We start from the raw sequence: 13918 nt of genomic DNA, 5'->3' as shown, positions 1-13918 counted from the left end.
AATGGGTATAATTAGACAATCCCATTTTCCCGGATGAAAGGAGAAGCGGCTATTTTATGAAACTGCACACGGGGCACTATTACTGGCCGTCAGAAATGCCGCCCGTCCCTCAATACCCCACGCTTACAGAAGAGTTGAAGTGTGAAGTCTTGATCGTAGGCGGCGGTATTGGAGGCGCGCTATCAGCCCACCTGCTGGCTGAGCAAGGCGTGGATACCATATTGGTCGAGCGCGGCCAAATCGCGGGTGGCAGTTCTCTGGCCAGCACAGGACTGCTGCAATATGCCAGCGATAAAACATTAACCTCATGCATCAACACTTTTGGAGAAGAGCCAGCAGTCCATTTTTACCGCCTAAGTCAACAAGCCCTGGAGACCTTAAAGCAGATCAGCGCTGAACTCAAGGAAGCCGAGCGGCTGACGGAACGAAGCAGCGTTTATTTGGCCAGTTCGGAGCAGGATGCGCAGAAGCTTAAGGAGGAATTTGAAACCTTACAGCGGTTTGGCTTCCCGGCCGAGTGGTGGACACCTGAGACCATTAACGAAAAATTTCCGTTCCAATACCCTGGAGCAATCTATACCCCGGGAGATGCCGAATTAAACCCCTTCGCCTTTATTCACGGCATCCTCTGCCGGGTCAAAGAGCAAGGTGTCCGAGTGTTCGAGCATAGTCCGGTCCACGGGCACGAGCAAGCTGATGGCGGTCGAATCCGCTGGCACTGCGGGGAAGGCAGCGTTTCTGCCAAGCATGTCATTTGGGCCACCGGTTATGAAACCCAGCAGTTCAAGAAAGAGAGCGGAGCCACCTTAACCGCGAGCTATGCCATTGTTACCGAGCAGGTAAACAAAGAGCAGATTTGGTATGAGAATAGTCTGATTTGGGAGACGGCAAGGCCGTATCTTTACATGCGTACGACTCGGGACGGACGAATTATCGCCGGAGGCCTCGACGAACCCCTGCCACCGGATGGGCTGCAAGAAGGCCGGGAAATTCATCAGAGTAAAATGCTGCTGGAGGAACTTCATCGTCTTTTTCCCGAATATCAATCTTTAAGCTGCGAGTATGCTTGGGGAGCGGTTTTTGGAGAAACTCGGGACGGCTTGCCTTACATTGGACCTCATCCTGATTTTCCCGGTGTTTATTTCCTGGAAGGTTACGGGGGGAATGGAACGGTCTGCAACACGATTGCCGCCGAAATGATCGTCGACACCCTTACCGGGACGCCGCGCAAGGATATGGCTATGTTCTCACTGACACGAACTACCCGGCCAAATCCGAAATAGACGTACCACTAAAGAAGCCCTGTCCTTATTTGGACAGGGCTTCTTAATATTATAAAAATTAACCAGTTTGGGAAGTAGCTGCAAAATCAGCTTTCTTCTTCTCCACTAATCACACGCATGAGGGAAAGACGGGCTTCCTCCGTTAGAAAACGGCTAACATGGAAGCAGGCTGTGCATACATACACGTTAAGCTCAGCAGAGTCCGGCAGTAATGGCCCCTTAAGACCGGCAGGCTGCACGACCCCAAACCCATGCTCCGCCGTTAATGGTTGCTTGCCGGCATATAGCATATACTCACGGCAATGTGGACATTCAGGCACTTCCTCTTGACCATCAAGCAGCTTTTCCACACCAGATTCATATTTCAGCAAATCGCCTCCGGCAGCCGCCAATGCGCCCAGCCGATGTATCCCGCCAACCTGGGAAGTCTCCTCTTCGTCATCCCAATAGGCGTTGTCGTCGTCCTGATCCTCTTCATCATGCTGATGCTTCCGGTCATTGAAGGGATGGTCCTCCGCCTCGTCCTCAAAGTCGTTATCCTCCCCAAGGGTAATGCTCAGCGTCCGATAGCCCTTAAGCTCGTTATGGCAATGCGGACACTCTTCCTCCGGACCAAGCTCTTCGTCCCAGACGATTTCCGTTTGGCACCATGGGCAAATTGTCGTTTCCATCTCAATGCTCATCCCTTCGTCAAAAAAATAATTCCTGCGGCCAAAAACAGCACGGCGGCGATAAATAATACTCTTATGAGATTTTTCATCCTGCGCTGCCTCCTCGAATCTAACCTAAACCACCCAAGCCCCAATCAGAAAAGAGACCGAAACGGAGACTGCCAACGCTATAAAACCAACGCTGGTATTTCCATTTGCAATTTCTTCGTCGATTCGGAATACCGGCGTCAAAAATTCAAATAGCACATAAGCTGCCAGCAACAGTCCGGCTCCAACGGAGGACCAGATCATAAAATCATAAATGGAAGGATGATCCGCCGCATAGCGAATAATGTTGGACAACCCGAATATCTTGCCTCCGGTTGCCAGCGATGCTGCCATATTACCGCGTTTGATTTCCTGCCAGCAACGATACCTCGCTAGCAATTCAAAACAGGAAAGAAAAACGATCAATTCCAGCACCGCTACGGAAAAGTAACCGAGCATAAGTCCCAGCGGCTGCTCCAACAACGGATCAATGTTATGTTTCAAGCCCGTCCTCCATTCTTGCTTCCGTGCTTTACTTCAATTCTGCTACAGTTACTCCGGCTCCGCCCTCTCCATAGTTGCCCAGGCGATAGCTCTTGATATGCTTGTGCTTGCGCAAATAATCAGATATCCCCGTTCGAAGAACGCCCGTTCCTTTCCCGTGGATAATATAAATTTGGCCCAGGTTGCCAAGGTACGCTTCATCAATAAAACGGTCAACCTCGATCAGTGCCTCTTCCAGATTGGAGCCACGCAGGTCGAGTTCGCTCCGCACCTGATCATCCCGCGTACGCTTAAGATTGGTCACATTACGTTGTGCCGGCTTGGGCGCCGCTGCGGCCGAGATCAGCTCCATATCGTCCACGCTGACCTTCATTTTCATAATGCCCAGTTGGACCACCGCTTCCTTGCTGCCAGACAGTTCCACAACATGCCCCTTCTGGTTGAGGCTGTACACCATTACCTCGTCACCCGCCTCGATTTGCCGAGGCGCCTTGTCCGCTTTTCGTGCCACTGCTGTTTTCTTCCGCTTCTGTGGCTCGGCATCGTCCAGTTGCTTGCGAGCAGCAATCAGCTTATGCTCCTTGACCGCCGCTCCTTCCTCTTGAGCCAAGCGGCGCAGTTCTGTAATAATCTTCTCAGCTTCCTGACGCGCCTTGGCGATGATGGAAGCCGCCTCGTCTTCTGCCTTCTCAAGGCGCTTATCCCGCTGCTGTTCCAGCTTCTCCAGCTCAGCGGTGTGGCGGCTGCGCAGAGCTTCCAGATCCCGCCGCAGTTGCTCAGCCGTCTCTCTTTCCTGCTCCGCCCCCAGGCGATTCTGCTCCAGAGAAGCAATCATATTCTCTACCCGCATATCCTCTTCGTCCACTTCACCCCTAGCGTAGTCGAGAATCTCGACAGGCAGGCCCAGACGCTCGGCAATCGCGAAGGCATTGCTTCGACCAGGAACCCCCACTAGCAAACGGTAAGTGGGGCTTAGGGTAGCCACATCAAACTCCATACTGGCGTTAACGACACCCTTCCGCTCATAAGCATATGCCTTCAATTCGCTATAGTGGGTCGTTGCCACCATCCGGGAGCCCAGCGTATGAATATGTTCCAGAATCGCTACTGCCAGGGCCGAGCCCTCAGCAGGATCGGTGCCTGCGCCAAGCTCATCCAGGAGCACCAGGCTCTTGGGCGTCATTCTGGATAGAATGGAGATGATATTCTTCATATGGCTGGAGAAGGTACTGAGACTTTGTTCAATACTCTGCTCGTCCCCGATATCTGCATAAATTGCATCAAATACGCAAAGCTGGCTTCCTTCCTCTACCGGAACGAACAGCCCGGACATCGCCATCAAGCTAAGCAAGCCGATGGTCTTGAGCGTCACTGTTTTCCCGCCCGTATTCGGCCCAGTAACAATGATCGTTGTGTACTGGTTCCCCAGCTCTACGTCAATCGGTACGACCTTGTCAGGTGCAATCAGCGGATGTCGCCCTTTCTTCAGCTTCAGGAAGCCACGGTCATTCATCCGCGGCAGCGTTCCCTTCATTTCCCGGGCCAATCTGGCTTTGGCAAATATAAAATCCAACTGTCCCAGCACATCGCTATCATACAGCAATAGCTCAGCCTGATCTCCCACAAGCGCTGTCAGCTTCTGCAGGATAACTTCGATTTCGCGTTCTTCTCTAAGTCTCGTCTCCCGCAACTTGTTGTTCATCGCCACAATCGATTCTGGCTCAATGAACAACGTTGCTCCCGATCCGGACTGATCATGCACAATACCGCCAAAATGAGAACGGTACTCTGCCTTCACCGGAATCACAAAGCGGTCACCTCGAATGGTAATCAATTGATCCTGCAACATTTTTGCTACACTGGAGGAACGAATCATCGCATCCAGCTTCTCTCTGATTCGCACTTCTCCGCCGCGCAGCTCGCGGCGAATCTGCGACAACTCGGAGCTAGCCGAATCCTGGACTTCTCCGTTATCATCAATACAACGCTTGATGGCTTCCTCAAGAGCCTTCTGATCACTAAGAGCCTCACTAAGCGTAACTAACAGCTCCAACACATGCTCCTCATGCATCGCTGCCATATAACGCTTGATTCGACGCGACCCTTCAAGCGTGGTAGCGATGCCGAGCAACTCATGCGGATTTAGCGTTCCGGCAATTCGAGCTCGCTTGACCGCGGGTGTAATATCTACGATACCGCCAAAGCTAGGCGCTCCCTTGAGACGATCCGCCTTAAACGCTTCATCAGTAGCCTGAAGCATGCGCTTGACATCCTCCAAATCGCTAATAGGAAGCAAGGCTTCCGCCGCTTGCTTGCCAATAGGCGTTTGAGAAAAATGGACTAACTGATCTATAATTTTTCGATATTCCATTGTTTTCAATATTTTCTCATCCAAAAACGTTCACGACTCCCCTCGAGCTATAATTTTATTATAACGAAACCATTCATTTTTCGCCATTTGCCCCTTGCGCACATAAGAACACGTTTCATGGAACATGCTAATTGTGTAATAGCCAGTATACACATTTCCAAGAAGGAGGCTATGTACATGAATTTTCTAGGACATGTTGTAAGATTTATTGTTTCCGCCCTGGTCTTGCTCGTTGTAGGGTGGCTTGTACCGCAATTCAGCATCGGCGGTTTTTGCAGCGCTCTGTTGCTCTCCTTGGTCATTGCTCTTATGGGCTGGGCTATTGAAGGCATCTTCGGCAAAAGGGTTACTCCCTTCGGACGCGGAATCGTCGGCTTTCTTACAAGCGCGCTTGTGATCTGGCTTGCCCAGTTCATCATTGCTGGCGTATCTGTCTCCGTCATCGGTGCTCTACTGGCAGCATTGGTCATTGGTATTATCGACCTGTTCATTCCTGTAGCAACCCCGTTTGATGCAGGGAGAGACAGATCTGCCCGGTAATTCGGGTGTACCGCTCAGGCAAAGAGGCTTCCTCCCGTTTCATACGGAACAGGAGCCTTTTTGTCTCATACATATCTCTTGGTTTCCGAGTGTTCAACAATTAGTCAAACTCGCTAAGTTTTCTTGCTGCAAAAATACGGTATGATGTTTTTGAAATCGTCACAAATATACCGTATTGCGAGGGATGAATGTGAAGAAAAGCATAGCCATCGCCGCGAGTTCCGTTTTGTTACTCCTTGTTACAGCCTGTAACACAGATAATGCGGGAGGGGCGAACACTACTGGCAACAACGGAATAACTCCCGAAGCAGAACTCCTCATCAAAGCCAGCAATTATCAATTTGATCAACAGCAATATCATCTCAAGAAGGACGTTCCCGTCAAAATCACCTTCAAGAATGACTCGGGCTACCACGGCGTACTTATCCCCGGACTAAGAGTACAGTTAGATCAGAAAAATGATTCTACCGTCATCGTGCCCACCGAGGCAGGGGAATATGAAGTTGCCTGCTCGATCATGTGTGGCTCGGGACACGGCTCCATGGTCTCCACCATTATCGTTGAATAGGACAATCGAGTAGGAGGCTACCCATTAGTTGAGTAGCCGACCTCTCACACCACCGTACGTACCGTTCGGTATACGGCGGTTCAATCGTTTGAGTGCATTTCTCGTAGTCGCTCGTATTGAGCAGGAAAGTCATAATATCCTGCTCGTGCGAGCTTTTCGTTGGTTATGGAGCGGGACAATACGGGACTTCCGGCTACTCGCCAGTAACCCAACCTTGTGTTCCCCCACGGGTACGCCTGCCACTCCGGTATCCCCAGCTTTCGCAGGTTCTCTACCTTCGTTCGTGGCTTCTTCCACCCTTTCCAGATGTACATGCGTATGCGTCTTCGCAACCATTCGCTCCAGCTTTGCAGGATTCGCTTCATATCCGCTACGTAGAAATGATTCAGCCATCCCCGGATGTAGACCTTGACCTGCTCCATCACCTGACGTACGTTCTTCCCTTGGCTACGTCCCGTCAGCTCTTTCAGTCTCTTCTTCGCTTTCGCCAGGGATTTGGGATGGACTCGAATATACCTACCGTTCCCGTTCTTTCCCAAGCAGAAGCCTAGAAACTTGAAATGCTTCCGGGAGAGCACGCTAACCACTCGGCTCTTCTCTTCGTTCACCTGCAGCTTGAGCTTCCCTTCCAGATACCTCCTGCTGGACTCCAGCAAGCGGCTCGCCGCTCGTTTGCTTCTCGCCAGCACCACGATATCGTCCGCGTACCGTACCACCTTGACCCCCCGGCTTTCCATTTCCTGGTCGTACTCGTTCAGGTAGATGTTCCCCAGCAGCGGCGACAGGGGGCCGCCTTGCGGCGAGCCTTCCTCCGTCTGGATCACCACTCCATTCTCCATCACGCCGCTTTTCAGGTATTTCTTGATCAGCTCCGTCACCCGGGTATCCTCGATTTGGCTTCGCAGCAGGTTCATCAGTAATTCATGGTTTAGCGTATCGAAGTATTTCGACAGGTCCATCTCTACCGCGTAGTTATATCCTTCTTCCGCATAGGCCTTCACCTTTCGGATCGCTTGCTGCGCGCTGCGTTTCGGCCGGTAGCCGTAGCTTCCGTCCGAGAACAGCGGTTCGAAGATTTGACTCAATTGTTGCGCGATGGCTTGCTGGATCACCCGGTCGATGACCGTGGGTATACCCAGCTTTCGCACGCCGCTTCCATCTGGTTTGGGAATTTCCTTGCGTCGTACCGGGCTCGGTTTGTAGCTTCCCTCCCGGATCCTTTGCAATAGCTCGTCTCCGTGTTCTCGCAACCACGGTAGCGCCGCCTCCACGGTCATTCCATCGATGCCCGGCGCCCCGTGATTGCTTTTCACCCGCTTGTAGGCTCGATTTAGATTATCCTTATCCACTATGAGCTCCAATAAGTCCTCTGCACCGTCTCTTTCTCTACGCTCCCGAGTTTCGGTGCTCCGCGCTCCGGCATACTCTTCACGTTCCACGTTATTCCTTTGCCGGTAGCCCTTTCGGTTTTCTGCTTTCATCGCACCGACTCTCCTTTCCGTTTGTACTCGAGACTTACGATTGTTCGGCCCTTCCCGAAAAAAAACTCGGTACTATGGCCTCTGCTGACTTCTCACAGCAAGCTTTACTCCGTTTTCCGGTTTTTTTTCCACCGGACGTCTGTGAGACCTCCCCGGGTAAGAGCGATAACCTTCCCCTCATCTATCTGCCACATTTACAGGATGGGATTCGGGCAGTATTGGACTTTACTTTGTGCAGCAAGCTCGTCCGTCCCACCCTGCCTTGTATGTGATTTCTGTTCGTCAGACCGAGGGTTTGCCTCCGGCTTCCTTCAGATTCCGCCTCGCGACGGACACCCTTGCCTTTGGTTAACAGTTCCTACTGCCAAGCCTGTAGCGGACTTTCACCGCCTAGTTATCGCCCATGCCGGGCGCACTGCAAACAGAGCCCGCGGCACCTAGCCGGGGCTCTGGATCGTTTGGATCAGGTTTGGTCCTGCTCAATCAATTCAATCCATTCATTGAATTCGGTCTGCAGCTTGGCGTAATCGTTCTTCAAGCGCTGATATTCCTCTTCCTGCTTGGCCATTTTCTCGCGCTCATTTTCACGTTCTAATTGCATTAGTCGGTATTCATGCGAGACAACCTCATAACTGTCGGTCACCTGCTGCAATTGATCGGCAAGCTGCTGCTTCTGTTCCTCCAGGGACTCTACGTCCTGGACAAGAGTCAAGGCCTGCTCGCTGCCTGCTGCACTTTCCTGCTGCCATTCATCAAGCTGGCGTTGCATTTCACTTTCCTTCTCGCGCCAGGAATTCAATTCTCGCTCTGCAGAAGCCCATTGCTTCTTCCATACTTGCTCCCGTTCCTCAGCCGACAGCTTGAATTGCTCCAGTTCCTCTTCCAGATTCGTAGCTTCCTTGCGCTCGTTCTCCATTTCTTGCATGCGGCCTTGCCATTCATCCAGTTCTTCCTTCAAACGTCGCATTTCTTCGGCTGCAGACTTCGCAGAGAGCATAGCGCTTTCCCGCTCTCGATCTCCCTGCTCCAGCTTCAAGCGCAACGCATCCAAATCTCCGGCCAGGGTAGCCGCCTTGTCCTGCTCTGCCTTAAGCTTGTTGACGGTCTGCTCAAGCTCCGTACCCTGTGCTTGAAGCTGCTCGGACAATTGCTCGTTGCGTCCTTCAGCGTCCAGCAGATTAATTTCCAATCCACTAAGCTCCTCATTTCTCTTCTCTGCCAGCTTCTGCCAGGACTTCTCATTCTGCACCGCTGCCGCTACTTCAGAACGGAGCTTGTCCTCCCGGCCCTTGGCTTCCTGCAATTGCTGCCTCAACTGCTTGGCCTCGGCTTCGACGCCAAAGAGCGTATCCTGAAGCTCCTTGGATTGCTGTTCCAGCTTGCCGCTATGGTGCTGTGCCCGCTGTTCTGCGGTCTTCGCCGCTTGCTCATTGCGTTGTGCCTCTTGAAGCTGCTGTCCCAGCTTCGCTCCCACTTCCTTCTCCTTAGAGGTTTGCTGCTCAGCATGACGCAACTTGGCTTGAAGTTGGGAATTACTATTCCGCTGCTCCCCAAGCTGACGCTCCAATTCCTGCACCCGGCTGCGAAGCTTGCGGACATCGCCTTCTTGGCCTTGCAATGAAGTCTCCAGCTTCTCCTTCTGCTCAGCAAGCTGCTTTCGCTCATCCTTTATCTTCTGATGCTCTTCCTGGAGGGCCTTGTACATCTCCTCCTGCTTGGCTTGCAGGCCTTGGAGAACGCCCTTCTCCTGATCCAGAACCGCCTTCTCTTGCTTAATGCTGTGCAATTCAGCTTGCACTTGCTCTACCTTGATAGCTTCCTCAGCCATTCGTACGGCGGCCAGTACCGCCAGACGGGGGGTATCTAAATGAGTATAAACTTGAGAGATGCTACGCATATGTTCATCTACGCGGCGAGCAACCTGCTTCATGTACTCCGCGCTGCTGCCAACGATTTTATAAGAATTTCCATAGATTTCTACATTCACGCTAATTCGGCCTGGGTTACTCAAAGCTTTGTGCCTCCTTTGTTCCTCTGTGTCGTCTCATGATGTCTGATCATGCACAAAAGTCACATCGAATCGGTTATCTTACTTTGATTCGATGTGACTTTGCCCAATTCCTGCTATTTTCTAAGCTCGGCCGCAAAAGTTTGCGACAAACGGTCCACGACCTGGTTATGAACTGTAGTCACCTCTTCATCTGTCAGCGTCCGTTCCTTATCACGGTATACCAGGGACAAGGCTACGCTCTTCTTGCCTTCACCCAGCTTGGCTCCGGTAAACACATCGAATACTTGCACCGATTCCAGCCACTCTCCTCCGGTCTCATGGATAGCAGCTATAAGCGCTCCAGCTTCCACCTCATCGTCCACCACAACCGCAATATCGCGTTGCATCGCCGGATAACGTGGCAATTCACGGTAAGCCACCGCTTCCCCGGCATCATGGAACAATGGCTCCAAGAGCAGTTCTGCTACATAGGTATCATCAAGGTCCTGCTCACGTTGCAACTCCGGATGAAGTTGTCCCAGCGAACCCAGCTTCTGCTTGCCTTCCGGACCATTTAAATAAATGGAAGCCGAGCGCCCTGGATGGAAGCCCTTCGGCTGATCCGCTTCATAGGATACATGCTCCTCCAGCCCCAAGTAAGCAAACAGACTTTCAAGCGCTCCCTTCAGATCAAAGAAATCCACCTTCTCTGCTGCCACATTCCAGCGCTTCTCCGTACGTTCACCTGTTAAGAGCAGTCCAAGCACTGAGAATTCGTGGGGTTGCTGAGTCAGCTTCTCTTCATGGGACAGGAATACCGTGCCGAACTCGAACAAAGCCAGATTATCCTGCTTCCGATTTCGGTTATAGGCGGCAATCTCCATCATGCCTGGCAGCAAGCTCCCGCGTAACACGCTGCGGTCTTCGCTCATCGGCATAGCCAAATGAATCTCTTGCTCCTCTTCGACAAGCCGCGGGAAGCTGGCACTTGCTCCTTCACGAATAAAGGAATACCCCATAACCTCCTGCCAACCGCCGTGAACGAGCAGACTACGCAAGGAACGCCGCAAGCGTTGCGGCTTGGTGTAGCCTCCCGCCGTCGTTTCGCCTTCAATCATTGTCGTCGGGATTTGGTCATAGCCGTACAATCTTGCTACCTCTTCAATCAAATCAACGTCACGGGTAATATCTCCCCGCCGAGTTGGAATTTGTACCTTTAACGCGCCTTGCATCTCCGTGGTTTCAAAATGCAAACGATCGAAAATGCCTTTTGCTTCCGTTAAGGAAATGTCAGTACCTAAGTAGTCATTGACCTTCTGTAACGACAGCTCAATCACCAGTTGCTGCGGTAGACCTTGCACCACTTCTACGATACCTTCGCTGACGCTGCCACCTGCATGGGCTGACATTAATGCCGCTGCGCGGTCGAGTGCCGGAATGACGGCCTGCGGATCAACTTCCTTCTCGAAGCGCTGCGAAGCTTCCGAACGCAAACCTAGTGTACGGGAAGTTTTGCGAACCGTACCGCCATCAAATTTGGCCGACTCCAGCACAATATTGACCGTTTGCTCCGTGACTTCCGTATCTTGTCCACCCATGACGCCAGCCAGAGCTACCGGCCGATCCTCTCCGTCTACGATGAAGAGGGCTCCAGCTTCCAACGAACGCTCCTGACCATCCAGGGTGACCAGCTTCTCGCCCGCCTTGGCCTCGCGAACGCCGAGCACTCCGCCGCGAATTCGATCGGCGTCAAAGGCATGCAACGGCTGTCCATATTCGAGCATCACATAGTTCGTAATGTCAACAATGTTATTGATGGGACGAATGCCGGCTGCCATCAAGCGATTTTGCATCCATAACGGTGAGGTTCCGATTTTGACACCGGAGATGTAGCGTACTGCGTAATGGCTGCAAAGTTCAGGGGCATCGATATGAACCTTGATTAGTTCCTTCGCTTGCTGCGACGACTCGGTCAACTCTTGATTCGGCTGCGGCAACTGTACATCACGGCCCAAAATGGCTCCCACTTCGTAAGCAGCTCCCAGCATGCTCAAACAGTCGGAGCGGTTCGGCGTCAGATCAAAATCGAGCACCTGATCGTCCAGACCAAGCAACGTAGTAATTGGCGTTCCTACTGTTGTGTCCTCAGGCAATACAAGAATGCCTTCCTGCAATTCCTTAGGCAACAGCTTGTCATTCATTCCAAGTTCCTTGGCAGAGCAAATCATACCTTGCGAAAGAACCCCGCGAAGCTTTGCTTTCTTGATCGCCAAGCCGCCTGGCAGCTTAGCCCCAACCAATGCCACAGGTACCTTCTGCCCGGCATCCACATTTTTGGCGCCGCAAACGATCTGCAAATCCTCTTCCTGTCCGGCATCGACAGTACATATGTTCAGCTTATCCGCATCAGGATGCTTTTCCTTGCTTTTGACAAAACCAACGACAACTCCTGTTACGCCTTGGTTCCGGTTCTCAACAGAATCAATTTCGATCCCGGAGCGAGTAATTCGTTCAGCCAGTTCCTTAATATTGACTTCATCTAGAGAAATATAGTCTGACAACCATTCGGTTGATACTTTCATATTTGTTCCCTTCCTTCCTCACGGTAAAATTAAACTCTGGCAAATTGTTGGAGAAACCGCAGATCATTATTGAAGAAGTAGCGGATATCATCCACCCCATATTTGAGCATAGCGATCCGTTCAACTCCCATCCCGAAGGCGAAGCCACTGTATTCTTCGGGATCATAACCGCTCATCTCCAGCACCCGTGGATGCACCATCCCGCTGCCAAGAATCTCCAACCAACCGGATTGCTTGCACACTCGGCAACCGTGACCGCTACATTTCACACAAGTCACGTCAACCTCAACGCTGGGCTCCGTGAAGGGGAAGAAGCTTGGGCGCAAACGAATTTGCGTATCCTGCCCAAACATTTTACGCGTGAATTCCAGAAGAGTCCCTTTCAGGTCACTCATGCGAATTCTTTTGCCCACCACCAGACCTTCGATCTGATGAAATTGGAACGAGTGAGTTGCATCATCGTCATCCCGGCGGAACACGCGGCCCGGGCAAATCACCTTCACAGGGACATCACCCTTCATCGCTTCCATCGTCCGTACTTGAACCGGAGAAGTTTGCGTCCGCATGAGCAAATCCTCGGTCAGGTAGAAGGAATCCTGCATATCACGAGCCGGATGATTCTTCGGCAAATTGAGCGCCTCAAAATTATAATAGTCGGTTTCGACCTCCGGTCCCTCAGCAACCCGGTAGCCCATCCCGATGAAGATATCTTCAATCTCCTGAATGACCTGATTCAGAGGATGAACGCTTCCCTGCTTAAGAAGTCGTCCTGGCAAGGTTACATCTACTTTCTCCGCCGCCAAACGCGCCTCCGTCTCCTGTCGCTGGAAATAAGACTGTTTCTCTTCAATAACAGCTTCAATAGCCGCGCGCACCTCATTACCAACTTGCCCAATCACCGGACGCTCCTCGGCACTGAGTCCACCCATACCGCGCAAAATCTCGGTCAATGCACCTTTTTTACCTAAATATTTAACCCGCAGTTCATTCAAATGTCCCGCATCGGACGTCTCCGCCAGCGCTTTAAGCGCCTCCGTCTTGAGTAGTTCCAAACGTTCTTTCATTAGTAGCTCCTCCTAATAAAACAAAATAAAAAGGCCTTTCTCCCGTAAGGGACGAAAAGACCGTGGTACCACCCTTGTTAAAACGGCATTGCATGCGCGGCCTCTATGGACTGCACAGCAAATGCTGCTTTCACTCTGACGAGATAACGGCTCGCAGCCGGTATCCTCTACTGCGCTTTTGTAATTAGGCCGACAAGCGTCCTGTAATCAGCGGTTCAAGGAACTGCTCCGGAGTGAACTTCGGCAAAGCCGTCTACCCTTAGAGGCGCTCTCAATCACTGGCGTCTCTTCCCTGTCAGGAGGCTATTGCTTACTCTTCTCCATCATTGCATGTATATCACTATGGCTCTATCTGTCTCAGAGCACCTCAGCCGACCCATATGCGGCTTTCACCCTGCTATTATAAGCTAAAGCTCACGGCATTGGCAAGCTGCGGCCTAAATATGTTATCCTTGATGGACCCACATTTTAAATTAAAGGAGTTCTCAACAATGAACGGCAACGAACGCAAAAATATTGCTCCCGGCTTGACCGTGGATATTGTATTAAAACAGGATCAGCCGACTGGTAAGCTAACCCGCGGTATCGTCAAGGATATCTTGACTAACTCCCCCAAGCATCCCCACGGAATCAAGGTCCGTCTGCAGGACGGGCAGGTTGGCCGAGTGAAGAACATTCATCCATGAAAAAGTTCTTGCATCTCATTCTGGGAAATGGTATATTATGTTTTGTCTTCGCTAATTTTTTTGCTTTCGGGATGTAGCTCAGCTTGGTAGAGCACCTGGTTTGGGACCAGGGGGTCGCATGTTCAAATCGTGTCATCCCGACCATTATATG

General features: G+C 51.6%; 11 protein-coding genes and 1 tRNA gene. 5 read left to right on the top strand and 7 right to left on the bottom strand.

Annotated features, from left to right (window positions below; translation table 11 throughout):
* Window positions 1–56: 56 nt before the first annotated feature.
* The gene (locus BN3279_RS13675) at window positions 57–1283 is read left to right on the top strand and encodes an NAD(P)/FAD-dependent oxidoreductase (protein WP_059051666.1); all 1227 of its coding nucleotides are present in this window, start codon (window positions 57–59) and stop codon (window positions 1281–1283) included.
* A gap of 86 nt (window positions 1284–1369) precedes the next feature.
* Here BN3279_RS13675 and BN3279_RS13670 read toward each other — a convergent pair whose 3' ends face one another.
* From BN3279_RS13670 to BN3279_RS13660, 3 genes are all read right to left on the bottom strand, one after another.
* Window positions 1370–1954, bottom strand: coding sequence for a hypothetical protein (locus BN3279_RS13670; RefSeq protein ID WP_059051834.1), 585 nt, complete (start codon window positions 1952–1954; stop codon window positions 1370–1372).
* A gap of 114 nt (window positions 1955–2068) precedes the next feature.
* Entirely contained in the window at window positions 2069–2485 is a 417-nt protein-coding gene (locus BN3279_RS13665) for a DUF350 domain-containing protein (RefSeq protein WP_187377794.1), read from the bottom strand.
* A gap of 28 nt (window positions 2486–2513) precedes the next feature.
* Window positions 2514–4880 carry an endonuclease MutS2 gene (locus BN3279_RS13660; protein WP_059051664.1) on the bottom strand — a complete coding sequence of 789 codons (2367 nt, stop codon included), beginning with the start codon at window positions 4878–4880 and terminating at the stop codon, window positions 2514–2516.
* Between the two features lie 153 nt (window positions 4881–5033).
* Here BN3279_RS13660 and BN3279_RS13655 point away from each other — a divergent pair, with 153 nt between their 5' ends.
* Together BN3279_RS13655 and BN3279_RS13650 are read left to right on the top strand one after the other, a co-directional pair.
* Window positions 5034–5396: a phage holin family protein gene (locus tag BN3279_RS13655; RefSeq protein WP_059051662.1), complete on the top strand. Its 363-nt coding sequence runs from the start codon at window positions 5034–5036 to the stop codon at window positions 5394–5396.
* A 184-nt stretch (window positions 5397–5580) separates the two neighbouring features.
* Window positions 5581–5964 carry a cupredoxin domain-containing protein gene (locus BN3279_RS13650; RefSeq protein WP_316245757.1) on the top strand — a complete coding sequence of 128 codons (384 nt, stop codon included), beginning with the start codon at window positions 5581–5583 and terminating at the stop codon, window positions 5962–5964.
* A gap of 80 nt (window positions 5965–6044) precedes the next feature.
* Here BN3279_RS13650 and ltrA read toward each other — a convergent pair whose 3' ends face one another.
* From ltrA to pheS, 4 genes are all read right to left on the bottom strand, one after another.
* Window positions 6045–7445 (bottom strand): group II intron reverse transcriptase/maturase, encoded by a 1401-nt coding sequence (ltrA, locus tag BN3279_RS13645; protein ID WP_059051658.1) that lies wholly within the window; start codon window positions 7443–7445, stop codon window positions 6045–6047.
* Between the two features lie 463 nt (window positions 7446–7908).
* On the bottom strand, window positions 7909–9456 hold the full coding sequence (locus BN3279_RS13640; RefSeq protein ID WP_059051657.1) for a cell division protein ZapA: 1548 nt from the start codon (window positions 9454–9456) through the stop codon (window positions 7909–7911).
* 113 nt (window positions 9457–9569) lie between these two features.
* Window positions 9570–12017 (bottom strand): phenylalanine--tRNA ligase subunit beta, encoded by a 2448-nt coding sequence (gene pheT / locus BN3279_RS13635; RefSeq protein WP_059051655.1) that lies wholly within the window; start codon window positions 12015–12017, stop codon window positions 9570–9572.
* A gap of 29 nt (window positions 12018–12046) precedes the next feature.
* Complete coding sequence (gene pheS / locus BN3279_RS13630; RefSeq protein WP_059051654.1) at window positions 12047–13081, bottom strand: phenylalanine--tRNA ligase subunit alpha; 1035 nt, start codon at window positions 13079–13081, stop codon at window positions 12047–12049.
* A 491-nt stretch (window positions 13082–13572) separates the two neighbouring features.
* On the opposite strand from pheS, the gene BN3279_RS13625 reads away from it, so the two are divergent.
* A complete protein-coding gene (locus tag BN3279_RS13625; RefSeq protein ID WP_059051651.1) occupies window positions 13573–13767 on the top strand; it encodes a YwbE family protein in 195 nt (64 codons plus the stop codon).
* 67 nt (window positions 13768–13834) lie between these two features.
* A tRNA-Pro gene (locus BN3279_RS13620) sits at window positions 13835–13911 on the top strand.
* Window positions 13912–13918: the final 7 nt, after the last annotated feature.

Source organism: Paenibacillus senegalimassiliensis, assembly GCF_001486585.1.
Classification (GTDB): Bacteria; Bacillota; Bacilli; order Paenibacillales; family Paenibacillaceae; genus Fontibacillus; species Fontibacillus senegalimassiliensis.
The sequence above is the reverse complement of the archived record's forward strand: the minus strand, read 5'-3'. Positions and strand labels throughout refer to the sequence as shown.

Excerpts from the sequence above, each read along its gene's own strand:
- BN3279_RS13655 (WP_059051662.1), top strand. The coding sequence starts at position 5,034 with ATGAATTTTCTAGGACATGTTGTAAGATTTATTGTTTCCGCCCTGGTC.
- BN3279_RS13670 (WP_059051834.1), bottom strand. The coding sequence starts at position 1,954 with ATGGAAACGACAATTTGCCCATGGTGCCAAACGGAAATCGTCTGGGAC.
- ltrA (WP_059051658.1), bottom strand. The coding sequence starts at position 7,445 with ATGAAAGCAGAAAACCGAAAGGGCTACCGGCAAAGGAATAACGTGGAA.
- BN3279_RS13675 (WP_059051666.1), top strand. The coding sequence starts at position 57 with ATGAAACTGCACACGGGGCACTATTACTGGCCGTCAGAAATGCCGCCC.
- BN3279_RS13650 (WP_316245757.1), top strand. The coding sequence starts at position 5,581 with ATGAATGTGAAGAAAAGCATAGCCATCGCCGCGAGTTCCGTTTTGTTA.
- pheS (WP_059051654.1), bottom strand. The coding sequence starts at position 13,081 with ATGAAAGAACGTTTGGAACTACTCAAGACGGAGGCGCTTAAAGCGCTG.
- BN3279_RS13625 (WP_059051651.1), top strand. The coding sequence starts at position 13,573 with ATGAACGGCAACGAACGCAAAAATATTGCTCCCGGCTTGACCGTGGAT.
- pheT (WP_059051655.1), bottom strand. The coding sequence starts at position 12,017 with ATGAAAGTATCAACCGAATGGTTGTCAGACTATATTTCTCTAGATGAA.